Annotated in this window: 24 protein-coding genes, 1 tRNA gene and 1 other RNA gene; 17 read left to right on the top strand and 9 right to left on the bottom strand. The window is 30.8% G+C overall.

The genetic code is table 11. From position 1 onward, the window contains the following. Nucleotides 1-17 precede the first annotated feature (17 nt). Nucleotides 18-1,409 carry a class II fumarate hydratase gene (fumC, locus tag FBF02_RS06680; RefSeq protein WP_002857888.1) on the top strand — a complete coding sequence of 464 codons (1,392 nt, stop codon included), beginning with the start codon at nucleotides 18-20 and terminating at the stop codon, nucleotides 1,407-1,409. 29 nt (nucleotides 1,410-1,438) lie between these two features. Here the strand turns inward: fumC and FBF02_RS06675 are convergent, their stop codons facing one another. Together FBF02_RS06675 and ruvB are read right to left on the bottom strand one after the other, a co-directional pair. After that, nucleotides 1,439-2,482 carry an AI-2E family transporter gene (locus tag FBF02_RS06675; protein ID WP_002856044.1) on the bottom strand — a complete coding sequence of 348 codons (1,044 nt, stop codon included), beginning with the start codon at nucleotides 2,480-2,482 and terminating at the stop codon, nucleotides 1,439-1,441. Nucleotides 2,483-2,485: 3 nt separating this feature from the next. Then, complete coding sequence (gene ruvB, locus FBF02_RS06670) at nucleotides 2,486-3,493, bottom strand: Holliday junction branch migration DNA helicase RuvB (protein ID WP_002856258.1); 1,008 nt, start codon at nucleotides 3,491-3,493, stop codon at nucleotides 2,486-2,488. A gap of 90 nt (nucleotides 3,494-3,583) precedes the next feature. Here ruvB and FBF02_RS06665 point away from each other — a divergent pair, with 90 nt between their 5' ends. Both FBF02_RS06665 and ssrA read left to right on the top strand, forming a co-directional pair. Beyond that, nucleotides 3,584-3,994 (top strand): hypothetical protein, encoded by a 411-nt coding sequence (locus tag FBF02_RS06665; protein WP_002783915.1) that lies wholly within the window; start codon nucleotides 3,584-3,586, stop codon nucleotides 3,992-3,994. Then, nucleotides 3,995-4,353: a transfer-messenger RNA gene (gene ssrA, locus FBF02_RS06660) on the top strand. It begins immediately after the preceding gene. A gap of 84 nt (nucleotides 4,354-4,437) precedes the next feature. Here ssrA and FBF02_RS06655 read toward each other — a convergent pair. Next, nucleotides 4,438-6,546, bottom strand: a complete 2,109-nt coding sequence (locus FBF02_RS06655) for an RNA degradosome polyphosphate kinase (RefSeq protein WP_275451263.1) — start codon at nucleotides 6,544-6,546, stop codon at nucleotides 4,438-4,440. Nucleotides 6,547-6,710: 164 nt separating this feature from the next. Here FBF02_RS06655 and nrfH point away from each other — a divergent pair, with 164 nt between their 5' ends. The 4 genes from nrfH to FBF02_RS06635 all read left to right on the top strand — a co-directional run bounded on the left by nrfH (nucleotide 6,711) and on the right by FBF02_RS06635 (nucleotide 9,916). Continuing rightward, on the top strand, nucleotides 6,711-7,226 hold the full coding sequence (gene nrfH, locus FBF02_RS06650) for a cytochrome c nitrite reductase small subunit (protein WP_010891930.1): 516 nt from the start codon (nucleotides 6,711-6,713) through the stop codon (nucleotides 7,224-7,226). A gap of 14 nt (nucleotides 7,227-7,240) precedes the next feature. Then, nucleotides 7,241-9,073 (top strand): ammonia-forming cytochrome c nitrite reductase subunit c552, encoded by a 1,833-nt coding sequence (locus FBF02_RS06645; protein WP_002858075.1) that lies wholly within the window; start codon nucleotides 7,241-7,243, stop codon nucleotides 9,071-9,073. A 135-nt stretch (nucleotides 9,074-9,208) separates the two neighbouring features. Next, nucleotides 9,209-9,763 carry a membrane protein gene (locus FBF02_RS06640; RefSeq protein WP_002855904.1) on the top strand — a complete coding sequence of 185 codons (555 nt, stop codon included), beginning with the start codon at nucleotides 9,209-9,211 and terminating at the stop codon, nucleotides 9,761-9,763. A 63-nt stretch (nucleotides 9,764-9,826) separates the two neighbouring features. Then, nucleotides 9,827-9,916: transfer RNA gene (locus FBF02_RS06635), tRNA-Ser, on the top strand. A gap of 72 nt (nucleotides 9,917-9,988) precedes the next feature. Here the strand turns inward: FBF02_RS06635 and ceuB are convergent. The 6 genes from ceuB to FBF02_RS06605 all read right to left on the bottom strand — a co-directional run bounded on the left by ceuB (nucleotide 9,989) and on the right by FBF02_RS06605 (nucleotide 15,292). Further along, nucleotides 9,989-10,981 carry an enterochelin ABC transporter substrate-binding protein CeuB gene (gene ceuB / locus FBF02_RS06630; RefSeq protein WP_002856494.1) on the bottom strand — a complete coding sequence of 331 codons (993 nt, stop codon included), beginning with the start codon at nucleotides 10,979-10,981 and terminating at the stop codon, nucleotides 9,989-9,991. 12 nt (nucleotides 10,982-10,993) lie between these two features. Beyond that, the gene (locus FBF02_RS06625; RefSeq protein ID WP_002858409.1) at nucleotides 10,994-11,749 is read right to left on the bottom strand and encodes an ABC transporter ATP-binding protein; all 756 of its coding nucleotides are present in this window, start codon (nucleotides 11,747-11,749) and stop codon (nucleotides 10,994-10,996) included. After that, nucleotides 11,746-12,684 carry an iron chelate uptake ABC transporter family permease subunit gene (locus tag FBF02_RS06620; RefSeq protein ID WP_002854141.1) on the bottom strand — a complete coding sequence of 313 codons (939 nt, stop codon included), beginning with the start codon at nucleotides 12,682-12,684 and terminating at the stop codon, nucleotides 11,746-11,748. The genes FBF02_RS06625 and FBF02_RS06620 overlap by 4 nt, the downstream gene beginning before the upstream one ends. Then, nucleotides 12,677-13,645 (bottom strand): ABC transporter permease, encoded by a 969-nt coding sequence (locus FBF02_RS06615; RefSeq protein WP_002858230.1) that lies wholly within the window; start codon nucleotides 13,643-13,645, stop codon nucleotides 12,677-12,679. The genes FBF02_RS06620 and FBF02_RS06615 overlap by 8 nt, the downstream gene beginning before the upstream one ends. A gap of 85 nt (nucleotides 13,646-13,730) precedes the next feature. Then, nucleotides 13,731-14,720: a phospholipase A gene (locus FBF02_RS06610; RefSeq protein ID WP_002858083.1), complete on the bottom strand. Its 990-nt coding sequence runs from the start codon at nucleotides 14,718-14,720 to the stop codon at nucleotides 13,731-13,733. Continuing rightward, complete coding sequence (locus FBF02_RS06605; RefSeq protein WP_002858185.1) at nucleotides 14,717-15,292, bottom strand: molybdenum cofactor guanylyltransferase; 576 nt, start codon at nucleotides 15,290-15,292, stop codon at nucleotides 14,717-14,719. Before FBF02_RS06605 ends, FBF02_RS06610 begins: the two co-directional genes overlap by 4 nt. A gap of 61 nt (nucleotides 15,293-15,353) precedes the next feature. Here FBF02_RS06605 and FBF02_RS06600 point away from each other — a divergent pair, with 61 nt between their 5' ends. Genes FBF02_RS06600 through FBF02_RS06555 form a run of 10 tightly spaced genes read left to right on the top strand, consistent with a single transcriptional unit; the run spans nucleotide 15,354 to nucleotide 26,597 of the window. Next, on the top strand, nucleotides 15,354-16,661 hold the full coding sequence (locus FBF02_RS06600; RefSeq protein WP_002858307.1) for an NFACT family protein: 1,308 nt from the start codon (nucleotides 15,354-15,356) through the stop codon (nucleotides 16,659-16,661). 1 nt (nucleotide 16,662) lies between these two features. Next, nucleotides 16,663-17,001, top strand: a complete 339-nt coding sequence (locus FBF02_RS06595; RefSeq protein WP_002852397.1) for a hypothetical protein — start codon at nucleotides 16,663-16,665, stop codon at nucleotides 16,999-17,001. Nucleotides 17,002-17,009: 8 nt separating this feature from the next. After that, entirely contained in the window at nucleotides 17,010-17,735 is a 726-nt protein-coding gene (locus tag FBF02_RS06590; protein WP_002858027.1) for a phosphatidate cytidylyltransferase, read from the top strand. Next, the gene (dxr, locus tag FBF02_RS06585; RefSeq protein WP_002853864.1) at nucleotides 17,732-18,802 is read left to right on the top strand and encodes a 1-deoxy-D-xylulose-5-phosphate reductoisomerase; all 1,071 of its coding nucleotides are present in this window, start codon (nucleotides 17,732-17,734) and stop codon (nucleotides 18,800-18,802) included. Before FBF02_RS06590 ends, dxr begins: the two co-directional genes overlap by 4 nt. Before the next feature lies 1 nt (nucleotide 18,803). Beyond that, on the top strand, nucleotides 18,804-20,198 hold the full coding sequence (locus tag FBF02_RS06580) for a M99 family carboxypeptidase catalytic domain-containing protein (protein ID WP_002915833.1): 1,395 nt from the start codon (nucleotides 18,804-18,806) through the stop codon (nucleotides 20,196-20,198). Continuing rightward, nucleotides 20,195-21,202, top strand: coding sequence for a tRNA (adenosine(37)-N6)-threonylcarbamoyltransferase complex transferase subunit TsaD (gene tsaD / locus FBF02_RS06575; RefSeq protein WP_002858276.1), 1,008 nt, complete (start codon nucleotides 20,195-20,197; stop codon nucleotides 21,200-21,202). The genes FBF02_RS06580 and tsaD overlap by 4 nt, the downstream gene beginning before the upstream one ends. Beyond that, nucleotides 21,203-21,718 carry a prepilin-type N-terminal cleavage/methylation domain-containing protein gene (locus FBF02_RS06570; protein WP_002858355.1) on the top strand — a complete coding sequence of 172 codons (516 nt, stop codon included), beginning with the start codon at nucleotides 21,203-21,205 and terminating at the stop codon, nucleotides 21,716-21,718. Then, nucleotides 21,718-22,959: a DUF2920 family protein gene (locus tag FBF02_RS06565; protein ID WP_002858295.1), complete on the top strand. Its 1,242-nt coding sequence runs from the start codon at nucleotides 21,718-21,720 to the stop codon at nucleotides 22,957-22,959. Before FBF02_RS06570 ends, FBF02_RS06565 begins: the two co-directional genes overlap by 1 nt. A gap of 9 nt (nucleotides 22,960-22,968) precedes the next feature. Further along, complete coding sequence (locus FBF02_RS06560; protein ID WP_002858102.1) at nucleotides 22,969-24,792, top strand: motility associated factor glycosyltransferase family protein; 1,824 nt, start codon at nucleotides 22,969-22,971, stop codon at nucleotides 24,790-24,792. After that, nucleotides 24,789-26,597, top strand: coding sequence for a motility associated factor glycosyltransferase family protein (locus FBF02_RS06555; RefSeq protein ID WP_168940579.1), 1,809 nt, complete (start codon nucleotides 24,789-24,791; stop codon nucleotides 26,595-26,597). The genes FBF02_RS06560 and FBF02_RS06555 overlap by 4 nt, the downstream gene beginning before the upstream one ends. Nucleotides 26,598-26,671 lie beyond the last annotated feature (74 nt).

Below are 26,671 nucleotides of genomic sequence, written 5' to 3'. Positions count from 1 at the left end.
AATCAAAGGAAAAAATTATGGAATACAGAGTTGAACATGATACCATGGGTGAAGTTAAGGTTCCAAATGACAAATATTGGGGAGCTCAAACTGAAAGAAGTTTTGAAAATTTCAAAATCGGTTGTGAGAAAATGCCAAAGGTTTTAATCTATGCTTTTGCAAATCTTAAAAAATCTTTAGCTTTGGTCAATAACAAACTTGGCAAACTTGATGATGCTAAGAAAAATGCTATAGTTCAAGCTTGCGATGAGATTATCGCAGGTAAATTTGATGATAATTTTCCACTTGCGATTTGGCAAACAGGTTCAGGCACACAAAGCAATATGAATATGAATGAAGTTATTGCAAATCGTGCCACTGAAATCATGGGCGGGGATTTTCGCAAAGAAAAGCTTGTACATCCAAATGATCATGTTAATATGAGTCAAAGTTCAAATGATACTTTTCCAACAGCTATGAGTATCGTTGCGGTTGAGCAAGTAGAGAAAAAGCTTATCCCTGCGCTTGATGAGCTTATTGCAACTTTTGAAAAAAAAGTAAAAGAATTTGATGGTATTATCAAGATAGGACGCACGCATTTACAAGATGCTACTCCACTTACTCTAGCGCAAGAATTTAGTGGATATCTTTCTATGCTTTTACATTCAAAAGAGCAAATCATCGCTTCTTTACCAACTTTAAGAGAACTTGCCATAGGAGGAACCGCAGTGGGAACAGGGCTTAATGCACATCCAGAATTAAGCCAAAAAGTAAGTGAAGAGCTAACTCAACTTATAGGTACAAAATTTATTTCAAGTCCAAATAAATTTCATGCTTTAACAAGTCATGATGCGATTAATTTTACTCATGGAGCTATGAAAGGTTTGGCTGCAAATTTAATGAAAATTGCAAATGATATAAGATGGTTAGCTTCAGGCCCAAGATGCGGTCTTGGTGAGCTTATCATCCCTGAAAATGAGCCAGGAAGTTCGATTATGCCAGGTAAGGTAAATCCTACCCAGTGTGAAGCTGTTACTATGGTTGCTGTACAAGTGATGGGAAATGATGTAGCTATCGGATTTGCAGCAAGTCAAGGAAATTTTGAACTTAATGTGTTTAAGCCTGTGATTATTTATAATTTCTTGCAAAGTCTTGATTTGTTGGCTGATTCTATGCATTCATTCAATATCCATTGTGCTGTAGGCATAGAACCAAATCGTGCAAAAATCGATCATAATCTTCATAATTCTTTAATGCTAGTTACCGCTCTAAATCCACACATAGGTTATGAAAACGCTGCTAAAGTAGCCAAAAATGCCCATAAAAAAGGTATTTCTTTAAAAGAAAGCACAATGGAGCTTGGTTTGGTTAGCGAAGAAGATTTCAATAAATTTGTTGATCCTACTAAAATGATAGGCCCAAAAGCCTAGAACATCAAACTTGCCTTTTTTAAGGCAAGTTAAATTAAATTCTTATCTTTTAAAATCACATACATTCTTAAAGTTGATACAAAAAAGGTTAAAATCGCAGGACCTAATATAATACCCCAAAAACCAAAGGTAGAAATTCCTGCTATCATAGCCAAGAAAATTAAAAGTTCATTGATTTTAGTAGGGGTTTTTACAAGTTTTTTGTTGATCCATTTGATGATTAAAGGTTTGATTAAAGTATCTGCTATAAAAGAAATTACAATTACAGAATAAATAAAAATAACAAGAGCTGAGTTAAGATTGTTTGAGGCAAATTCATAAAGACTTACAGGCATATAAATTAAAGCACCTCCTATAGCAGGTATGAGAGAACTTACAGCAAAAATTACTCCCATTAAAATTCCATCATAACCATAAAATATTGTGATTAAACCAAAAAGCGCACCTTGAAATATCGCTACAATCACCATAGAGTAAAGTACAACAGCCATAACATTACCCACCTCGCTTAAAACATCATCAAGTTCTTTTTTATCAATAGGAATGATGGATTTAAGATAGATAACAAGTTCTGTTCCATATAGATTTGCAAAGAAATAAAATACGCAAATTAAAACCATATCTATAAGAAATTTAGCTCCTGATTTTGTAAAACTTGAAGCATAACTTAGAATTTGTTTAGAAATACTATTTAAATCTATAGATGCTAAAAATTCTTTGATTTTAGGTTCTAAAAAATTAAAGCTTTCAGGCAAGGTAAATTGATAATTTTTGACATAATCAAGAGTTTGTGTGACTAAATTAATATCAAAATTTTTTAAAGCTTTGGCAAGTTCTATCATAGCATAAACAAAAGGTGCAAAGAAAAGCAAAACCATACAAGTTGTTGTAAGAATGGAAGCTAAAAATTTATGCCCTTTAGTAAGATTTAAAAATTTCGCATTGATATTTGAGGTAGCTACCGCCATTAAACTAGCTATGATAATTACAAGTAAAAAACCTTTAAAAAGGTAAAGCAAAAGAAATAAAATGACTAAAATAAAGCTTATAAGAAAGAATTTTCCATTTTGCAAAATTTACTCCTCAAATAAAGTTTTTTCATAGTTTAGTTTTAAAGCACTATAACTTTTTGCACTTGCTATACGCCCTTTTGCAGTGCGTTCTATATAGCCATTAGCTAATAAATAAGGCTCGATTACATCTTCTATGGTATTTTCATCTTCACTTAAAGCCGCAGCAATACTTGCAAGCCCGATAGGTTTTTGCTTAGCAGCGGTTAAAAGTTCAAGATATCTTAAATCCATCGCATCAAAACCAAGCTCATTAACCCCTAAAGAATTTAAGGCCTCATTAGCCCTTTTTTCTGTGATAATCTCTTCATCATTAACATCGGCAAAATCTCTAACTCTTTTTAAAAGCCTTAGAGCTATTCTAGGGGTTGAACGACTTCTTTTAGCGATCTCAAGTGCGGCTTTTTCTTCGCAAGTTTTATTAAGTTTTAAAGCTGCTTTTTGCAAGATGAGGGCAAGTTCGCTATCTTTGTAAAATTCTAATCTAAATTGCATACCAAAACGATCACGCAAAGGATTGCTAAGCATACCTGCACGCGTTGTAGCCCCTATAAGAGTAAATTTTGGTAAATCGATTTTTATGGTTTGAGCAGCTGGACCACTACCTATGATAATATCAAGGCGGTAATCCTCCATTGCAGGGTAAAGCACTTCTTCGATAGCAGGACTTAAGCGATGAATTTCATCGATAAAAAGTATATCCCCTTCGCTAAGATTGGTTAAAATAGCGGCTAAATCTCCGCTTTTTTCTATCATAGGAGCGGCGGTTGTTTTGATATTTGCACTCATTTCATAGGAGATGATATTAGCTAGTGTTGTTTTTCCAAGTCCTGCAGGACCACTAAAAAGTATATGATCTAAACATTCATTGCGTTTTTTGGCTGCAGCTATAAAGACATTTAAATTTTTTTTAATGCTTTCTTGACCTATATAACCATCAAAATTTGAAGGACGCAACGAAGTTTCGTAAGTTTCATCAAAGGAGTATTTTTCTATTTCTACTATTCTATCCATATCTTTGCTTATATTTTGGAAAAATTAAAATAAGATTTTAGCTAAAATTTGCTAGAATTTACATTAAACTTTAATGATTATGGTTTAAAAATGGGAATTTTAACAAAATTAGAATTAGATTATGAAATTGACGATATAGAAAAATTTTTACAATTTTTTAGAACCATGTGCGATAGGTTTGAACCTTTAATCATCAAGCTTGGAAGCGATAGTGTGCGTTATAAAGAAGCCATAAAAGAGCTTGAAACTTTAGCACACAATACCGCTTGGGCAGCAAGACGCTTAAATCTTGAAGAAGTGACTGATTTTTGTGTATTTTGTGAAGAGATGATGGCGCAAGCAAATCGCTTTAATGGGCCTGCTAGTGATGAATTTACGGATTGGATGCTTTTGATGAGTGATCAGTTTGAAAAATATTGTCGTTCATATGAAAATGATGATTCTGTTTTAGCGGTTTTTAATCCTTTAATTGTTAATGTTCCAAATATTATTTCTAAATAAGGGAGCGACTTGGCTTCGACAGGAGTAAGTCTGCTTAGATGGCATGTCGCTTTGGGCAAAGCGTAAAAAGCCCAAATAAAATTAAACGCAAACAACGTTAAATTCGCTCCTGCTTACGCTAAAGCTGCGTAAGTTCAGTTGAGCCTGAAATTTAAGTCATACTATCTAGCTTAATTTTCGGTCATTTTTGATAGTGTAGCCTTGCGTTTGACAAGCGTTGAGGTGAAATAAAGTCTTAGCCTTGCTTTTGAGTTTTGGAAGATGAGCGAAGTAGGGTGAAGTAGTCATCTTTGCTAAGCATGTAGAGGTCTTTGTGGGATTATTTTTGGACAGGGGTTCGATTCCCCTCGCTTCCACCAGTTTTAAATCAATGTTTATTGAAATTTGAAGATTAATAAAAATTCATAGTTTAAAGTTTTTAAGGTGTAAAACCCTAAAAACTTTTAGTTTTCCTTAAAAAGTTTGGAAGCTAAGTGCGTTGCACGACTTTGATCTGTATCTTTTTTAAGTGTTTTATAAATTTTACTTACATATTCTTCTAAGGTTTGTTGAGAATCTATGATTTTTTCAGAAGAAGGAATTTTTTCATACTCTCCATTGTTTTTAAGCTCATAAGCTAAAACATTATCACTAAGTTGCAAGCGTAAAAATTGAGCTAATTTAGCTTTACTTCTTTCATCATATATAGGAGTCATAAGTTCTAAGCGACGCTCTAAATTTCTTGGCATCCAATCTGCACTCGATATAAAATAATTTGGCTCACTATGTTTAAAATAAAATACTCTAGCATGTTCTAAGTATTTTCCTATGATGCTTCTAACGCGTATGTTTTTGCTGTATTCTTCATCAGGTTTTAAGCAACAAATTCCGCGTATGATAAGATCGATTTGCACTCCTTCCATACTTGCTTCATAAAGCGCTTGTATGATATCACTATCTACAAGAGAATTCATTTTAGCTACAATCACACCTTCATTTTTCTTGCTTGTTTCAATGCGTATCATTTCTAAAACTTTTTCTTTGATTTGATTTGGGCTCATTGAAAGAGTTTGAAGGCGACGATTTTTGCTAAAGCCCGATAAGATGTGAAAAAAGCTTGTCGTATCTCTTGCAAATTCTGCTTTGCTTGTAAAATAACTCACATCAGTATAGATTTTAGCACTGCTTGCATTATAATTTCCCGTACTTAAATGCATATAAAATTTAAGTTTATCTCCTTGTTTGCGTATGACTTGAGAAACCTTAGCGTGGACTTTAAAACCTGTAATGCCATAAATAACATGAGCTCCGGCATTTTCTAAAGCTTTTGCCCAATGAAGATTGTTTTCTTCATCAAAGCGTGCTTTTAATTCTACCATCACAGTTACTTGTTTTCCATCGCTTGCAGCATCAATTAAAGCTTGAACTATATTGGAATTTTTTTCAACTCTATAAAGTGTCATTCTTATGGAAATTACTTCAGGATCTTTGCTTGCTTCTTTGATAAATTTATAAACTGGATCAAAACTTTCAAAAGGTTGTATAATGAGTATATCTTCTTTTTCTACAGCATCAAAAATAGATAAATTCTCATCAAAAGGTGGTAAAGTTTTAGGCGTGTAAAGTGGGCTTAAAAGATGCGTAAAGGTTTTATTTCCTGCGATTTGCCAAAGGCTAGGGAGATTGAGTAAAATAGAATATTCATAAACATCTTTATGAAAAATTTTCATGTGAGTATTAAGAAATTCTACGATTTGCTCATCTGCATCTTTTTGAATTTGCAATCTTACAAAAGCTCCTTTTCTGCGAAGCTTCAAGCCTTGTTCTAAAATCATCATAAAATCATCAGCTTCTTCCTCTTCTATTATCATATCTGCATTTCTAGTCACTCTAAATGCTGCTGAAGCTAAGAGTTTATAGCCTGGAAAAATTTCTTCTGCGTGTTGATGGACTATACTTTCTATAGGAACATAAATATTTGCACTTACTTCATAAAAACGAGGTAAAACTCTTGGAATTCTAATCATTCCAAATTTTACAAGTTCAGGATGCGCTTTATCGCAAATTTTAACCGCTAGTGAAAAAGATAAGTTGTTTAAATGCGGAAAAGGGTGAGTAGCATCAACAGCTATTGGAACAATAACAGGAAAAATATTAGAGAAAAAATACTCATCACATTTTTGTTTTAAATTTTCATCTAAATTCTCATAATGTTTTATGAAAAGATTTTCTTTTTCTAATTCACTTGTGATTTCATTAAAATAACGCTCCAAAAGTTCTTTTTCTTGGTGTAAATATTTGCGTATGGCTTTTAATTGTTGTAACGGGGTCATTTCATCGCTACTGCTTGCATTAACTCCAGCTGAAAAAAGTTGTTTTAAGCCTGCGACGCGTATCATATAAAATTCATCTAAATTAGTGCAATATATAGCTATAAATTTTAATTTTTCTAACAAGGGTAAATTTTTAGAACATTGGTCTAAAACACGAGAATTAAAGCGAAGCCAAGAAAGTTCGCGATTGATAAACATATCAGGACTTGTTTGCATTAATTTTTCCTTTTTTAGTTGTATTTTATCATTTATTTTGAAATTATTGAATAAAAGTTTTAAATTTTTTTAGGTTAATTAAGAGTAAATATATCTTTAAAATTATATTAAATTCATCTATGTTAGAATCACAAAATTTATTTCTGGGAAATTCTGTGACATTGTTGTTTCATTGAAGATTTTAAGAAATGATAATTTTAAGGAGGAAAATTTTGAAGAAAACTTCGAATCTTTTTACTATTTTTCTTGTTTTGCTTTTTGTTTTCTTTGCGGTTGGGTTTTATACTTTTTATAACGCTAAGGGCACATCTTATTTAAGCAATGCAAGTGAATCTTGTAATAACTGCCATATTATGAATGAAGTTTATAACGAATACATGGCAGGACCACACTCTCAAAAAGTCAAAGGCGAACCAAGAGCAACTTGTGTGGATTGTCATTTGCCACATAATTTTGTAGCTAAGTGGATAGCTAAAGCGCAAAGTGGTTTAGGACATGCTTATGCTTTTACTTTTAAACTTGATGAGTTGCCTACAAATTTGAGTGCGACTGAAAAAAGCAGAAAAATGGTGCAAGAAAACTGCATACGCTGTCATGCAGATTTTGCTCAAACAGCTATCAATGCTACAACAAATCCACATGCAGACAAGTCATTAAATTGTGCTTCTTGTCATAAAGATGTTGGACATAAACACGGAATTTAATAAGGAGAAGATGAATGAAAAAAAATATTTTACGCTTAGGTATTGTCGTTTTGGTTTTACTTATAGCGGGAGTTTTATGGCTAAATAATGATATCAATCAAAAAAAAGAAGATGAAGCAAATAAAAATGCCATTGCAGCAAATGCTGATTTTTCTTTGCTTAGCGATGATGATCCAAATTTTGAAAAATGGGGTAAGGTTTTTCCAGAGCAACTAAAAATGTATTTAACGGTTGAAAAAGAAGAGCCTAAGGCTACTGAATTTGGTGGTAATTTAGCTTATTCAAAATTAATTCGCTTTCCTCAATTAACCATACTTTGGGCAGGATATCCTTTTAGTCTTGATTTCAATGAAGAAAGAGGGCATTTTTGGGTTCAAGTAGATCAAATGAAAACAGCAAGAAACAACAAAGATTTTCTTAATGCCCATGGACTTGCTGCTTTTAAAGGTCAACCTGCAGCTTGTATGAATTGTCATAGTGGATGGACTCCATGGCTTATAAAAAATGTTGCTAAAGGAGATTTTACTGCTTTTAACTCTACAAATTATTGGACTATGATTAAAAATATCCCAGCTGTTGATGGTATAGTAGAAAATTCACCTGAACATGCAGGCCCACATGGTGGTAAAAGAATGGGTGTAACTTGTGCAGATTGTCACAATCCAAATGATATGAGTTTAAGACTTACTCGTCCAGCAGCTATTAATGCTTTAGTTTCTAGAGGATATGAAAAAGATCCAGTACAAGGCGTAAAAGCTACAAGAGAAGAAATGAGAACTTTAGTTTGCTCTCAATGTCATGTTGAATACTATTTTAAACCAACAGGGGAAAAAGTAAAAGTAATGGGTGAAACTATTGTAGATGATAGTTCTAAAAAATGGTGGAATGGAACTCAGAAAAATTATGATGAGTATGAGTTTTGGAGAGATGGCAATAAAGTTAAAGAGATTGAAACCGATGGTATAGTTTTAACTTTTCCTTGGAGTGAGTGGAAAAAAGGACAACCATTTAGAATTGAAATGCTAGATGATTATTATGATAAAGTTCGTGGAGTATTTGGAGCTGATTTTACTCATAAATTAACAGGAGCGCAAATTATTAAAATTCAACATCCAGAAAGTGAACTTTATAGTGGCGGTGTGCATGCTGCAAATGGAGTAAGTTGCGTGGATTGTCATATGCCTTATGTTAGAGAAGGAGCTAAAAAGGTTACTCAACACAATATCACTTCTCCTTTAAGAGATATTAACTCTGCTTGTAAGTCTTGTCATAAACAAAGTGAAGATTATTTAAAAGCTCAAGTGCTTGACATACAAAACAGCGTTGCACATGATCAAAGAACTGCAGAGTATGCAATTGTTAGTTTGATTATGGATACTAAAAAATTACGCGATGAACTAGGCAATATGGAAAAATTCCAAAGCGATGGAAAAGCTGATGCGAAAAAAATTAGCGAAGAGCTAAAAGAAGTTTTAGAACTTCATCGTAAAGCTCAAATGAGAGCGGATTTTGTTAATGCTGAAAACTCAACTGGTTTCCATAATCCTCGCGAAGCTTCAAGAATGTTATTGCAAGCTGTTGATATGGCAAGAATGGGACAAACTAAACTTGTAGAAATTGCAGCGGCAAATGGAATTAAAGATTTTAAAACTTCAAATTTAGGTTTTGAAGATATTCAAAAATTTAATCCAGGAGAGCTTTATTATAAGGTAGATGTTAATAATCATAAAGCTGGAGAGCGTTACTATGCAGATGAAAAAGATGTTAATGGCAATCCTCCAAAAGAACTTTTAGAGCATGATAAAGAGCTTGCTCCTTATAATTATCAAGTGATTGATAAAAAATAATTCTTAAGCCCTATAATCATAGGGCTTTTTCTTTTCTTTGTTTTAAAAAATATAAACTTTTTATTTAAAATTCACTTTTGCTTCACTTTGTTTTGTCAAAATATCACAAATTTTGATAATCAAAAAGGAGTTAAAATGATCAATAAAAATAAATTGTTTAGACAGGTTCATATCTATCTTAGTTTGTTCTTTTTGCCTTGTGCTTTGCTTTTTGCTTTAACGGGTATAGCGTATATTTTTGGTATTAATCAAGATGTGGGCTTAAAAGTTGAGCAGTATCAATTGTCAAAAGTTATAGAAAGTGGTAAAGAAAGAGAAGCTTTAATAGAGTATTTAAAAACAAATGGTTTAAAAGTACCATCTAATACAAATATAATTAAAAGTAAAGATAAAGGTATAACAATAGGTGGAACTCATTATAGTGCTAATATAACTCAAAATTCTACTAATGAATACAATATTACCTTAAAAACAAGATCTTTACTTGGAGATATGATTATGCTTCATAAAGATAAGGGTGCTTGGTATTTTTCTGTGCTTAGCGTAGGTTTTGGTATTACTTTATTTATGCTTTATATTTCAGGGCTTATGATTACTTTGTTTGCAAATAAAAAAGATAGAAGTAAACAATTTGCAGTTCTTGGAGTAGGGGTTGTTGTAACTTTGCTTTTGGCTTATCTTAGCCTTTGATTTTTCCTAGCTTTTTAAGCTAGGTATTATTTATTTTTTTGTATAATCATACTTTACTTTATTGGACAGATGGGTGAGTGGCTGAAACCACACCCCTGCTAAGGGTGCAGATCTTAACGGGTCTCGAGGGTTCAAATCCCTCTCTGTCCGCCACTAAAACTTTCTTGAAAATCCCAAGTATTTTATTAAGTATCGAAGCAAGAGACTAGCCCTTGCGAGGTTGTATTATTTTACAGCGTTTTTGATTTCTAAAATCATAGTTTTTAAAGACTCTAGTCCATTTCCACTTGCTAAATACCAGTATTCTGGATCAAGATAGATAATTTTTTTGTTTTGTGCTGCTTTGGTTTTAGCGACAAGCGCATTATCGAGTATGCCTTGCGCTCGTTCTTTGTTGCCTACAATGATATTTCTATCAATAACAAAAATATAATCAGGATTTTTTTCTAATATAAATTCAGAATTGATACTTTTACCGTGAGTGCCTACTTTTATATTCTCATCTACTGCGTTAATCCCTAAAACATCGTGAATAATCCCAAAGCGAGATTGAGGACCAAAGGCTGAAATTTTGTTAGAATTTGTAAGAATAATAAGAGCTTTTTTATCTTCATCAACTATACTTTTGGCTTTTTCAATTTCATTTTTAATATCTGAAATTTTTTCCAAAGCTTCTTTTTCCAAACCATAAAGTTTTGCAACGCTTAAGACATTGTTTTCAAAAGAGCTTAAAAAATTTGCATTATCAAGACCTACAAATAAAGTTGGAGCTATTTCTTTTAATTTATCATAAAATTTACTTTGTCGTCCGGAAATGATGATAAGATCAGGTTTTAAAGCATTAATGGCTTCAAAATCAACTTGCTGTACTCCACCTACACTAGGTTTGTTTTTAAATTGTTGTAGGTATTTTGGTAAATTTTTAGCAGGAACGCCTGCGACTCTATCGTTTAATTTTAAAGCATCAAAAGTATCTAAAATTCCAAGATCTAAGATCACTACCTTAGAAGGATTTTTAGGGATTTTATTTTCTCCTAGACTATCCTTCACTAAAAAACTATCACCCTCATCACTCATGCTGATAGGTAAAACTTTCACCGTAGCAGTGTTGGTTTTTGTTGTAGAACTTGCGTTGTTTTCATTTGAGTTTGAATTACAAGCTGTTAAGATTAGACTTAAAAAAAATGCAAAAAATGCAAAAACTAAAGATTTTTTCATATTTTCTCCTTTTTAAAAATAAATACAAATTTTCTTACCATTAATTTGACTTACGGGTATATCCATATCATAAATTTGTTTTAAATTTTCTTGATTGATGATTTCATCTTTTGAGCCTTGTTTTAAAAGCTTCCCATCTTTTAAGGCTATGATTTCATCAGAATAAATCGAAGCAAAATTAATATCATGTAATACAACAGCTATACTTTTGTTAAAGTCTTTGACTAAATTTTTCATTAGTTGCATGATTTGTACGCTATGCTTCATATCAAGATTGTTCAAAGGTTCATCAAACATTATAAATTCAGTATCCTGAGCGATGATCATGGCTATAAAAGCTCTTTGCTTTTGTCCCCCGCTTAATGTATCTAAAAATTCATTTCTTAAGTTGCTAAGTTCCATGTATTCTAAAGCTTCATTGATTTTGATTTTATCGTTTGTATTAAGTCTTCCTTGAGAATGCGGAAAACGCCCAAAAGCGACTAATTCTTCAACTTTTAATCTTAAATTGATATTGTTTTGTTGTTTGAGAATGGAAATTTTTTGTGCTAAGATTTGCTCTTTATAATTTTTTAAATTCATTCCATCGATATAAATTTCTCCACTACTAGGTTTTATCAAACGACTTGCTAGAGCTAAAAGAGTGGATTTTCCAGCGCCATTGGCTCCTATTATAGAAGTGATTTTGCCTTTATGAAAATCAAGGCTAAGATCTGAAATAATGACTTTATTATCATAAAATTTGGTGATATTTTTTAGTTTAATCATAATTTATTACCCTTTAATACAAGATAGATAAAATATATCCCACCTAAGAAATTAATAACCACGCTTATAGTGGCATTATAATCAAAAACTCTAGAGACAAAAAACACCCCTCCAAGCAAAGCCAAAATACTAATAAGTATACAAGCGCTTAGCAAAATACTATGCTTTGCAGTTTTAAATAGCTCATAAGTGATATTTACTACTAAAAGTCCTAAAAAGGTTATAGGACCTACAAGTGCGGTGCTAATAGAAGTTAAAATAGCTATGATAATCATCAATTGTTTTGAAATTTTTTGATAATTTATCCCTAAATTTATCGCTAAATCTTTGCCTAAATTTAAAGGATCTAAAAATTTCATATAGCGAAAAATCCATATAAAACTTAAAAAGCTAATAATATAAGCAAGAATTAAAACATCAAAAGCAATATTATCAAAACTAGCAAACATTCTTCCTTGTATTACCATGAATTCATCAGGGTCGATTAGTACTTCAAAAAAAGAGCTTAAAGTGCTAAAAAGTGTTCCAAAAACTAAACCTAAAAGCATGATAAGATAAATACTTCTATCACTACTAAATAAAATCTTATAAAGTCCTAGTGAAAAAACCACCATACAAACTAGAGTGATTAAAAAATTGATATCGTTTTTATAAACACTTAAATTAGCCGCACCAAAAGAAAAGATAAGAGCACTTTGAAGCAACATATATAAAGAATCTAATCCTATGATAGCAGGGGTTAGAATTTTGTTATTGCATAAAGTTTGAAAAATCACTGTTGAAACAGCGATACAAATAGCTACTATAATAATAGCCGCAATTTGTAAAAAACGACTTTTTAAGGCATACTCATCAAAGCCATTTAAACCCACAAATATAAAAATCCCTATCATGTTAAGTGTTAAAAAGCTTAAAATTAGCATTTTTTTACGCATAAACTTTCCTTTTTAGTAAAAGAAAGATAAAGATTAAAGACCCTAAAACACCTGTAGTGATACTTAAAGGCATTTCAAAAGGAAAGATAACAAGTCTTGAAATGATATCGCAAACAAGTAAAAACAAAGCTCCACAAAGTGCTATATAGATAAGATTTTTTCTAAGATTATCACCTAGATAAAGAGCTACTAAATTTGGGATAATTAGCCCTAAAAAAGGGATAATCCCAACGCTTACAATCACTAAGCTAGTGATAATGCTTACAATCATTAAGCCTAAAAATAATATACCATTATAAGAAATTCCAAGATTTAAAGCTATATCTTCACCCATGCCAACTATGGTGATTTTATGAGCTAAAAAATAAGCAAGTATAAAAAGTGGTAAAGAAATGTAGAGCAATTCATAATTTCCCTGTATAACATTTGCCATACTGCCTTGTAGCCAACCTTGGATATTTTGTATATAATTTAAAGCATAGGCAAAAAAAGTGGTTATAGCACTAATAATACCTCCAAACATCAAGCCTATCAAAGGTACAAAAATCACATCTTTGAGTTTGATTTTTCTTAAAATTTGGATAAATATAAAAGAACCCAAAAGTGCAAATATAGAAGCAATGATAGCTTGAGTGAAAAAAGACGCTCCAGTAAAAAATATTAAAGAAATAAGTATGCCAAATTTAGCACAATCCATGGTCCCTGCTGTAGTTGGGGAAACGAATTTATTTTGCGTGAGTTGTTGCATGATAAGCCCACATATACTAAGACTCATTCCTGTGAGTAAAATCGCTATAAGTCTAGGAATTCTTGTGAGAGTTATGATTTCTAGTTGAGTGGAGTTAAGATTAAGAATATCTTTTACATTGATACTGATAACTCCTATAAATAAACTTATCATTCCAAAGAATAAAAGTAAAGCTATAAGCACTTTTAAACTCAATATATGCTTAAAAAACAAATCTTTCCTTATAGTAATAATAATTATCAAAAATGAAATTGTAATGAAATTTGTTTTAAGAAATGATAAAACTATAAAGGATATTTTAGTAAGAAATCAAAAATCCAGTGGAAAGTCTTTGCAAGTGTTTGTTATAGTCTATAAGGCTTTCTCCATAGCCATTAAAGTATTGTAAATACCAATAAATTCCGTTATTAAAAATATCATATCCTAGATCAACTTGTATAGCGCCTTTGTTATTGTGGAATTTAAGATTATTTCTTAGCATAAGATTGATAAAATAATCATCACCTAAATACGCTAAATTCACATCAAAATTTCCCATATAATGCAAGATGGCAGGATTATCATCATCTTTTTTGTTTTCAGGAATTCTATACCAAAGGCGTGGAACAAATAAAAATTTATTATATAAAATAGCAGTAGATACATAAATTCTATTCCATGAGCGAGATTGTAAATTCTCATCTCCCTTGCCATTGCTTTCATGCAATATACCTACGCGTAGATTGTTAAAAAATTCATAATCTTTAAGATATAAAGGAAGATCTATAAAAAATTCTGGTTGATAGTTGGTTTCTCTAAAAGGAGAAGAATGCTCATAAATTTGCCACCAAGAAGTTTGAGTATAGGCTATATAATATTTTTCATCTAGTCCTAGTAAATTTTCAAAAAGTCTTTTTTTAACACTAAGTTGGAATTTCGCCTCACTCTTATTATTATTTGTTCCTAAAGAATTAAAACTATAAGTAAAAGGTAAAAAATAATTCATCTTATAAGAGCTAATGCCAAGGGGATTAAAGCTTTCATTTTCACCAAGATAATTAGCCAAAGCTAAGCGAGAAAAGTCTTGTTTTTCTTCTTTTTTTATAGTGATAGAATTTTGCATTTGTGTTGCTTGGCTTGAGTTATTTTGTTCTTGAGAAATCAAAACAGATGAATTTTTTAAAGCGAGTTTTTTGTAAATTTCCATAGCTTTTTTATAATCGCCTTGTTTTTCATACTCTAAAGCTTGTTGTAAATCACTAGCCCATATAAAAACGCATAAGCTTAAAAATAAAGCAATTTTTCTCATTTTAACTCGCTTTTAAATTTTTCATATTCTTCATAAAAATTAAGATTTAAAAAAGCATCTTCATCTTCAAATTCTACAAATTTGGTTTTAATCTCAGAAAATAAAAGTCCTATTTTTTGTTCATTTTTTTCTAAGAAATTTTTACAAGTTTGAGCTAAAGAGCTGTGATAAAAGCCACATAAGGGATGTTTATGCAAAGGGGTTTTTGCTATGATTATTTTATAGTTTTGTTCTAAAAAAGGAAGCATTTTTAAAAGCTCATTTTCACCTACTTTAGGACTATCTACACTTAAAACAAAAACAAATTCATTTTTAAAATTTGAAAGTATAGAGTAAAGCGCAAGCATAGGAGAGTAAACTTCAAATTCTAAAGAATCTTTTATCAAGCTAAAATGGTTTTCAAATTTGTCTTCTTTTGCACTCACATAGACATTTTTAAAAATTTTAGAAAATTTCTCTACTTGAAATTGAGTTAAATTTTGATTTTTAAGAATCAATTTGCTTTTATCTTGTCCCATACGACTAGATTTGCCACCACATAAAATCACGCAATTTAGCTCATTAAGCTGCACAAATTTCCTTTTTTAATGTAATTCTACCACAAATTCGCCAAAATATTTTATAATTTCTTTTATGAAATACACAGAACTTTTACAATTGCAAACTTTTTTTTCTCAGTTTAAAAAAATCGATTTTATCAAGCGTATTAATGACAATATTTTGGAATTAAGCTTTGATAGAGAAAGATTTATTTTTGATCTCACTCGTGCAATGAGTGCGATTTATACGGCTAAATTTAATGCAAAAAATTATAATGCACCTTTTGATTTTATGCTTAAAAAGTATTTTAGCAATGCTTTTATAAAGGAAGTTAAAGTCCTTGAAGGCAATCGTATTTTATGTTTTAGTGTAAAAGCTAATAAGGCTTATAAAAGCTATGAGAGCAAGATTTATTTTGAATTTACGGGTAAAAATACCAATGTTATTCTTACAGATGAAAAAGATTTGATCATAGAGGCTTTAAGACACATTGATAAAAGTTATCGTGTTGTAAAACCTAATGTGATTTTAGAGCCTTTAAAGCCTTATAAAATGGATGAAAATTTTGAGGAAATCAAAGACTTTGCAGATTATTTTTCTCGCAAATTTACAAGCATTTATGAGAGTAAAATCAAACAAATAAAAAATTTAAAACTTGCACAAGTAGATAAAAAAATACAAAATTTACAAGAACTTTTTTCTAGTCTAGATGAAGAAAATTCTTTACTCTTAAAAGCTTTAGAATACAGAAAAAGGGCTGATGTATTGTTTGCAAATTTGAGTGTTTTAAAAGATTATGAAAGGGAATTTAAGCTTGATGATTTTGAAGGCAAAGAGCTTGAATTTAAGCTTGAATTTAGTCCTAAGCGAAGCGCTAATTTATATTATAAAAATGCCAAAAAATTAGAACAAAAAGCTAAAAATTTAAACATACAAAGGCAAAATTTAAAAGAAAAGTTAGATTTTACCTTGAGTTTGAAAGAATTATTGCTTCAAGCTAAGAGTGAGATAGAGCTTGAAATTTTACTACCTAAAAAAAATAGCAAAAAAAATCAAGATTATAAACAAGAAGATCTTGTGGCAAATTTTTATTACAATGAGTTTAAAATTTGTGTGGGTAAAAATGAAAAAGGCAATGAATTTTTACTTAAAAATGCTAAAAAAGATGATTTGTGGCTTCATGTAAGGGATATTCCTAGCGCACATACTTTGATTGTATCAAACAAGCAAAAAATCAGCCTCGATGTGATAGAATTTGCTGCAAGGCTTTGTGTAAGCTTTTCTAAGTTAAAGAAAGGTTCGTATTGGGTCGATTATACCTTAAAAAATTTTGTTAAGGTTCAGCAAAAGGCGTTTGTAAATTATACAAATTTTAAAAGTATTAATATCACAAAGGATTAAAATGCCAGTTAGCCCTTTAGGAAATATCAATTATATAAATCAGAATATGGCTTATCCAGCTACACAAGCAAGCAATGAGCTTGCAAAAGAAGGTTTTGCAGCTACGCTAAATATGGCTGAATTTAATGAAAAAGAAAAAACTTTAAACAAGCTTGAAAAAGTCAATGAGACTCATGAAATCAAAGAAGAGATCAAAGAAAAAGCCGAACAAGAAGAAAAAAAGAAAAAACACAATCAAGAAGCTAAAACCAGCGATGATGAGAAAAATGAAGAAGATGAGTCTAAAGATCCAAATTTTAAAGACGCACAAAGCATTCATCGCCTAGATATTAGTATATAAGGAAAAATATGTTTAATACAACTAGAATTATTTCAGCTCTTGTGATGATAGGGGCTATTATTATTATCGCGTTGATTGATCAATTTTTTATCAATTTTATCGTTTTTGCGGTTTTATTGTATTTATCTTTTAGTGAAGCAAAAAAACTTTTTGCTTTAGAAAATATTTCTATTATCCCTTTGGCTATAGCTTTTATTTTGGGAAGTTTATCGCATAAAGCTTTGCTTTTTGGGATTTTAGCTTTGTTATTAGTCGTTGGATATTTGGTTTATAAAAAGGCTTCCTTAAAACCAGCTCTTATTTATATTTATCCTAGTTTGCCTATTTTAGCACTTTGGCAAGTGTATTTAGATCAGGGTATGTTTGCGCTTTTTTGGCTTATCATTATCGTTGCAGCTTGCGATAGTGGGGCGTATTTTATCGGAAAACTTATGGGTAAAACTCCTTTTTCTCCAACAAGTCCAAACAAAACCTTAGAAGGTGTTATAGGTGGCTTGATTTGTGCGAGTGTTATTGGAACTATTTTGGGAATTTTTGTTTATAGTTTTTGGCTTTCTTTACTTTGTTCGTTTTTTGTAGCGATTTTTGCAGTGATTGGAGATTTGTTTGAGAGTTATTTTAAAAGAGAAGCAGGTGTAAAAGATAGTGGAGATCTTATCCCTGGTCATGGGGGCGTGCTCGATAGAATCGATGCAGTGATCATTGCTGCTTTTGTGATGGTTACTTTTTTATGATACTTTTTGGAAGTACGGGCAGTATAGGAGTAAATGCTCTTAAACTTGCTGCTTTAAAAAACATTCCCATTTCTGCTTTAGCTTGTGGGGATAACATCGCTCTTTTAAATGAGCAAATCGCAAGGTTTAAACCCAAATTTGTTGCCATAAAAGATTCAAAAAATAAGCATTTAGTTAAACACGATAGAGTTTTTATAGGGCAAGAAGGTTTAGAGCAAATTTTAACAGAATGTCAAGATAAGCTTTTACTCAATGCCATTGTAGGTTTTGCAGGACTTAAAAGCACTTTAAAGGCTAAAGAGCTTGGCAAAAACATAGCTTTAGCTAACAAAGAAAGTCTTGTAGTAGCTGGGAGTTTTTTGAAAGGGGCTAAATTTTTACCCGTTGATAGTGAGCATGCAGCTTTAAAATTTTTACTCGAAGGTAAAAAAAATATAGCAAAACTTTATATCACAGCAAGTGGTGGAGCTTTTTATAGGTATAAAATCAAAGATTTAAATCAAGTCAGTGTCAAAGATGCTTTAAAACATCCTAATTGGAACATGGGAGCAAAGATCACTATAGATAGTGCGACTATGGCAAATAAGCTTTTTGAGATTATAGAGGCTTATCATTTATATGATTTTAAAGAAATTGATGCTTTAATAGAACCAAGATCTTTAGTGCATGCAATGTGTGAATTTAAAAATGGAGCTAGCACGGCGTATTTTTCAAAAGCAGATATGAAACTAGCTATTTCAGATGCTATATTTGAAAAACAAGATACGCCTATTTTAGAGGCTGTTGATTTTAGCAAAATGCCTGCTTTAAAATTTCATCCAATCAGCACAAAAAAATATCCTATTTTTAAGCTTAAAAATACATTTTTAAAAGAGCCAAATTTAGGTGTTATCATCAATGCTGCTAATGAAGTTGGTGTTTATAATTTTTTAGAAAATAAAAGTGGATTTTTAGGTATCACTAAATGCATTTTTAAAGCCCTTGATCATTTTGGAGTGCCTAAAATTTCAAGTATAGAAGAGGTTTTTGAGTATGATTTTAAAACAAGAGAGTATTTAAGGAGTTAAAATGAAATTTTTTTTAACAATTTTATTTTTTATAACAAGCATTTTTGCTTTAGAGCTAGACTTTAGCGTAGGAGAAAATGGAAAAAGTCTAGATGATAATAATACAGTTTTAATTTTTGGTGGAATTCAAGGTGATGAGCCTGGTGGATTTCATGCGGCAAGTTTGCTTTTGAGTGATTATAATATCACCAAGGGTAAGATTATAGTGGCTCCAAATTTAGCTTTTGATAGCATTATCAAGCGTTCGCGTGGGAATAATGGGGATTTAAACCGTAAATTTGCAAGCATTAGCCCAAAGGATCCTGATTATAAAACTGTGCAACGCATTAAAGAGCTTATTTTACTTCCTGAAGTTAGTATGGTGATCAATCTTCACGATGGTTGGGGTTTTTATAAACCTACTTATATCGATGCGATGCAAAATCCTAAGCGTTGGGGAAATTCAAGCGTGATTGACACAAGTGAAATCAATGCAAGCAAATACCCTGATCTTGAAAATATTGCCACTCAAACCGTAAATAGTGTCAATTCTTCGCTTGCTGATCCAAAGCATGCTTATCATCTTAAAAACACCAAAACCCAAGAGCTTGGCGATATGGAAATGCTTAAAGCTTTGACTTATTTTGTGATTTCAAATCACAAAGCCGCTTTTGCAAATGAAGCGAGTAAAAATCTGCCTGTAAATTTAAGAGCTTATTATCATCTTTTGGCAATTGAAAATTATTTAAAAACTGCAGGAATTGAATTTAGTAGAGATTTTGAACTCACTCCACAAGGGGTTGATAAAGTCATAAATAAAGAGCTTGAAGTAAAACTTTTTGATGATAGAATTTTACTTTCTTTAAAAAATCCAAGAAAGCTTATCAACTATGTGCCTTTTCCGGTAAATAAAGAGTTAAATTATAACACAAGCAATGAACTTACGGCTATTATCGCAGAAGGAAATTCTTTTTATATCCAGTATGGCAATCGTTTTCAAACAAGATTATATCCTGAGTATTTAGAATTTAGCGATGCTTTTAATGAGGTAACTTTTCAAGTTGATGGCAATGAAACCACCGTTCCTTTTGGAACCAAGGTGAAAGTAAAAGAGAATTTTCTTATTCCAAAGATAGCTAATGTGCGCGTAAATATCATAGGCTTTGATCACTCAAAAGATGAAAGTGGTATTTTAGTTCATAAAAAAAATATGCAAACACAATATTCTTTAGATATGGCAGGTAAAATTTATAGAGTGGAATTTTATGAGTTAAGAGGGGCGAATTTGCAACAACTTTTAGAAGCAAATACCAATAGCAAGTTGATCAAAAATGCTAAAAATTTGGATTTAAACACTCTTAAAATGGCAAGATCAAAAGATAAATTCTTAGGTTCTATTTTAGTGGAATTTGAATGAAAAATCTTATCCTAGCTATAGAAAGTTCTTGTGATGATAGTTCTATAGCTATCATTGATAAAAATACCTTAGAATGTAAATTTCATAAAAAAATTTCCCAAGAATTAGATCATAGTATCTATGGAGGAGTGGTGCCTGAACTTGCTGCAAGGCTTCATAGCGAGGCTTTACCAAAGATACTTACGCAATGCAAAGAGCATTTTAAAAATCTTTGTGCCATAGCTGTGACAAATGAGCCTGGACTTAGTGTTTCTTTGCTCAGTGGAATTTCTATGGCAAAAACCTTAGCAAGTGCTCTAAATTTACCTTTAATCCCTATAAATCATCTTAAAGGTCATATTTATAGTCTTTTTTTGGAAGAAAAAATTTCTTTAGATAGGGGAATTTTGCTTGTCAGTGGTGGGCACACTATGGTGCTTTATCTTAAAGATGATGCAAACTTAGAGCTTTTAGCAAGCACAAATGATGATAGCTTTGGAGAAAGTTTTGATAAAGTGGCTAAAATGATGAATTTAGGTTATCCTGGTGGGGTTATCATAGAAAATTTAGCAAAAAATGCCAAACTTAAAAATATCTCTTTTAACACACCTTTAAAGCATTCTAAAGAACTCGCTTTCAGTTTTTCAGGGCTTAAAAATGCAGTGCGTTTAGAAATTTTAAAGCATAAAAATTTAAGCGATGATATAAAAGCAGAAATAGCTTATGCCTTTGAAAATACAGCTTGTGATCATATCATGGATAAATTAGAAAAAATTTTTAATCTTTATAAATTTAAAAATTTTGGCGTTGTAGGTGGAGCGAGTGCAAATCTTAACTTGCGTTCGCGTTTGCAAAATTTATGTCAAAAATATAATGCAAATTTAAAACTAGCTCCTTTAAAATTCTGCTCTGATAATGCTTTGATGATAGCAAGAGCCGCAGTTGATGCTTATGAAAAAAAGGAATTTGTAAGTGTAGAAGAAGATATTTTAAGCCCTAAAAATAAAAATTTTTCAAGGATATAGATGAGAAAAGCTTTTACCATATTAGAACTTGTTTTTGTGATTGTTATCTTAGGAATTTTAGCCGCTATTGCTTTACCAAAAATGAGTTCAAGCAAGGATGAAGCGGAGATTAGCAAGTCTTTAAACAACCTTAAAACTTTGATCAATGACATAAGCATTTATACTTTAAAAAATGATCATTTAAGCTCTATAAAAACGATGAGTAATGTAAGTGGGGTTGAAAATGTCGATCTTGGCAATTTCAATGGCACAAAAGAAGTAAATTTTCGCGTAGGCGATGATAAAGAATGCTTAAAACTTGTTTTTATAGATAGAGCGGATTTTATACTCATGGGAATTTCAAGTAATGAAGCAAGCAAAAATGCTATCATCAACGCAGCCAATCAAAGCCATGAAGATTTAGAAAATATAGACTTTACAAGCTCTTCTAGCAATAAAGCTTGTGTGATCTTAAGTAAGAATGAAAATTTTAAAAACCTAGCAAGTAAAACTTATCTTTTAATAGGGGAAATGTAATGATAGTGAGCAAAGCTTATGAGATTGACTCTTGTGATGATGTAGAGCTTGGTATAAAAAGAGAATCAAAGCTTGAATTTAAGCTTTGGTATGATGATGAAAAAACACCTGAAGCCTTGGTGTTTGTGGTGCAAGGTATGGGTGATGATATATCATCGATCCAATATGTTGGTGATTATATGGTAAGGCAATTTAATACTGCTGTAGTTGGAGTAAATTATCATTGTATTGGCAATCGTCCTCAAACTGGATCAACTTTTTATTTAGATGATATAGACAAGCTTATTTTAAAAGCAAGTTGTGAAGCTGCGGATATCAAGCTTCCTTATGATGTTGATAAAATTCAAGACTATAAACAAATGAGTGAAATTTTTCATTTTATTAACTATAGCATTGTCCAAGGCAAGCAAAAAGGTAATTTTACACCAAATTATTTTTTAAATTTGCATGTGAGTTTGCAACCGACAAAAAACGAGTATCAAAATTTTGGGATCATGCAAGCTCAAGATCTTTTAAATGTCACACTTTACCTTAAAAAACATGCTCCTTTTGATACTATGGGGGGGGGTATACCCGTTATTATGATAGGTAGTTCTCATGGGGGATATTTAGCACATTTGGCGGCTAAGATTGCACCTTGGTTAGTAGATGGAGTGTTGGATAATTCTGCATACGCGAAGTTTTTATGGAGAGTTGTAGGTTTTGGAAAGGAAATAGATTTTATGCAGTGTAGTGAATTTTCTACTTTTGATTTTTTCCATCATATTAAAACACATTGTTCGACAAAAACTTTTTGGACAAGTAATTCTTCATCGCCTCGTTTTTTTTCTCCCGCAAGAAGAAAAATTCGAAATCTTTTAGAGGAAGATCATCTTTTAGAACAATCAAAATGTTTAAAAACTTGCTTTATAAGTTATCATTCGTTATATGATGAGTATGTTTCTTTAAAAGAAAAAACTATGTTCTATGAAGAGCTTGAGAAACTTGGTTTTGATGTAACTTTGTGTTCTGTTACTAAAGAATCTCAAGTTGATGGAAAATTTATTAAAAACTTAAATCATGGCATGGGAATTCCGGTAAAACTTTTGATTAAGAAAGAACTTCCTTTAATGCTAGAAAAAATAAAACAAAATTCAAAAAAAGATTATAAAGAAAAATGTATCTCTTATCCTTGCGAGGATTTGTTGTATCAATTTAGCGAAAAAGATGACAAAATGTCACTAAAAATAGATAAAATTTAAGGAAAGCTAATGACCCTACTAGAAAAAAACATACAAGCTTTATTAAGTGGAGTAAATGAACCCTTAGGAAATAAACTTTTAAATTTCATACAAAATAAAACTTGCTCTCGTTTTAATATAGATGAAAATTTAAATATCTTTGATAAAACTCATAATGTTTTCATGTATGAAAACTTAGAAGAAGAAATAAATTTTTTCTATCAAAGTATTTTAGAAAAAACTCCTAGATATCCTTTTATATGTATTTATGGTATAGGCAATGCTTTACTGATTAAAAATTTAGCTAAACACTATAAACATCTTTTTGTATTTGAAAGTGAAATAGAACTTTTTATTCTAGCTTTAAGTACGATAGATTTGAGTGAAGAGCTTTGTAGTGGAAAAATTTATCTTGTGGATATCGAAGAAGAAAGAGTAGATATTCAACTGCTTATACTTTTTGATATGAAAGATATGTTTGAGTACTTAAGTTTGTATGAAATGTTTGTGAATAATGTTTATTATAAAAAGTTTTATGAGGATGTCTGGCATAAAGCAGATGAGCTTTGCGAGAAAAATATAAAAGTTGTGATAAGAAATTTAAATTCTAGTTTATGTATCGGTTTTGAGTGTTATTCTCATCTTTTACAAAACATCCCTTCTATGCTTGAAAGCATTCCTTTTCAAAGAATCTTAAGTGAAAGAAAAAACAAATTTGAAAATGCTATAGTAGTTTCTGCAGGACCTAGTTTAGCTAAACAACTTCCTTTACTTAAAGCTTATCAAGATAAAGCAGTGATCTTTTGTGCTGATGGGGCTTTAAGCATGCTTGAAAAAGAAGGCATAATACCTGATTATGTTACGAATTTAGATTTTACTGATCTAGCAATGAAATTTTTTCAAAATAAAGAAAATAAAACTTCTTTAAATATGCTTTCATGTGCTACTCATCCTAGTTTGGTTCATTTTTTAGATAATAAAAGTGTAGTTTTAAGAGATGATCCTTTATACCAACGCTTCAATCTTAATGACTTTGGCTATATCGATACAGGCACTCATGTAAGTCATTTTTCTTATACCTTAGCTTTGGCTTTAGGATTTAAAAATATCATCATGATAGGACAAGATTTAGCCTTTGATGAAGAAGGAAATTCACACTCAAAAGGTTTTGATTTTGGAGAGAAATTTAGTGGTGAAGAAAATATAGATAAACTTAAAGTCACCGCCTATGCAGGCAAAGGTGAAGTTTTAACGCATATAACCTGGAATGATTATCGTATAAAACTTGAATATCTTTTTGCTTGCAATGAACAAAAAGCAAAGTTTTACAATGCTACTGAAGGTGGAGCAAGGATTAATTTCACTGAAGAACTTTCCTTTAAAGAATGTTGTGAAAAACTCCTTACAAAAGAAAAACCTCAATTTGAACTTCCAAAAAGTTTAACTAAAAATAGAAGTGATAAACTCCTAGTTAAATTCAAAGAAAAAATACAAAAAGATCAAGATAATGCTAAAAGATTTTTAGACGATGCTTTAGCTTTAAAACAAATTTTAGAAAATATACTCAGTAAAGATTTTATTTTACCTTTGGAATTTTTAGAAAAAGTTTATCAAAATATAGAAAATTTCAATCACTCTTTAGATGAAGATGAGTTTATACAGGATGGTATTTTAAAAGCAGTGATGTATGAGCGAGGACTTAAGATAAGTTTAGTTTATAAAGAAAATATTGTAGATAATGCTAGTTTTATCAGTGCTTATATTAAAGCTTACCATGAATGGTTGCTTTATTTTATGGAAAAATTAGAGCAAAGAATAAATATTATCATCGATTCTTTTAAGGAACTTCCATGAATTTGCTAGAAAAAAACATACAAGCTTTATTAAGTGGGGTAAATGAACCCTTAGGAAATAAACTTTTAAATTTCATACAAAATAAAACTTGCTCTCGTTTTAATATAGATGAAAATTTAAATATCTTTGATAAAACTCATAATGTTTTCATGTATGAAAACTTAGAAGAAGAAATAAATTTTTTCTATCAAAGTATTTTAGAAAAAACTCCTAGATATCCTTTTATATGTATTTATGGTATAGGCAATGCTTTACTGATTAAAAATTTAGCTAAACACTATAAACATCTTTTTGTATTTGAAAGTGAAATAGAACTTTTTATTCTAGCTTTAAGTACGATAGATTTGAGTGAAGAGTTGAAAGTTTATAAGGTTGTATTATTTGACTGTGTTGCAAAGGATTTAGAAATTCAAATTGCTATGATTTTTGATCAGCAAAGTATTTTAGAGTATTTAAGTTTATATGAAATGTTTATTAGCTCGCATTATTATCTTAAATACTATGAAACTTCTATTTTATCTTTAAATGAACTTTGTATTAAAAGTGCAAGTGTAGCAATAAGGAATGCAGATATTACTTGTTTTTTACCTTTGCTAACACATGGACAGTTTTTACAAAACATCCCTTCTATGCTTGAAAGCATTCCTTTTCAAAGAATCTTAAGCCAAAGAAAAAACAAATTTGAAAATGCTATAGTAGTTTCTGCAGGACCTAGTTTAGCTAAACAACTTCCTTTACTTAAAGCTTATCAAGATAAAGCAGTGATCTTTTGTGCTGATGGGGCTTTAAGCATGCTTGAAAAAGAAGGCATAATACCTGATTATGTTACGAATTTAGATTTTACTGATCTAGCAATGAAATTTTTTCAAAATAAAGAAAATAAAACTTCTTTAAATATGCTTTCATGTGCTACTCATCCTAGTTTGGTTCATTTTTTAGATAATAAAAGTGTAGTTTTAAGAGATGATCCTTTATACCAACGCTTCAATCTTAATGACTTTGGCTATATCGATACAGGCACTCATGTAAGTCATTTTTCTTATACCTTAGCTTTGGCTTTAGGATTTAAAAATATCATCATGATAGGACAAGATTTAGCCTTTGATGAAGAAGGAAATTCACACTCAAAAGGTTTTGATTTTGGAGAGAAATTTAGTGGTGAAGAAAATATAGATAAACTTAAAGTCACCGCCTATGCAGGCAAAGGTGAAGTTTTAACGCATATAACCTGGAATGATTATCGTATAAAACTTGAATATCTTTTTGCTTGCAATGAACAAAAAGCAAAGTTTTACAATGCTACTGAAGGTGGAGCAAGGATTAATTTCACTGAAGAACTTTCCTTTAAAGAATGTTGTGAAAAACTCCTTACAAAAGAAAAACCTCAATTTGAACTTCCAAAAAGTTTAACTAAAAATAGAAGTGATAAACTCCTAGTTAAATTCAAAGAAAAAATACAAAAAGATCAAGATAATGCTAAAAGATTTTTAGACGATGCTTTAGCTTTAAAACAAATTTTAGAAAATATACTCAGTAAAGATTTTATTTTACCTTTGGAATTTTTAGAAAAAGTTTATCAAAATATAGAAAATTTCAATCACTCTTTAGATGAAGATGAGTTTATACAGGATGAAACTTTAAGAGGAGCCTTTGCTTATCGTGGAAAAATGATTGCTGATGTATTGAAACTTCATATACAAGATAAAACGCATTTCATCACAGCTTATATTAAAGCTTACCATGAATGGTTGCTTTATTTTATGGAAAAGTTAGAGCAAAAATACAAGTCTTTGTCAAAAGTATGAAATTTTATTGCTAAAGTATAAAATATTTTTTTGATTGCACGATATAGCATTTAACAAGTTCATGGATGAGCTTG

Source organism: Campylobacter sp. CFSAN093226 (assembly GCF_012897595.1).
Classification (GTDB): Bacteria; Campylobacterota; Campylobacteria; order Campylobacterales; family Campylobacteraceae; genus Campylobacter_D; species Campylobacter_D jejuni.
This window is presented reverse-complemented; position numbering and strand designations above follow the sequence as displayed.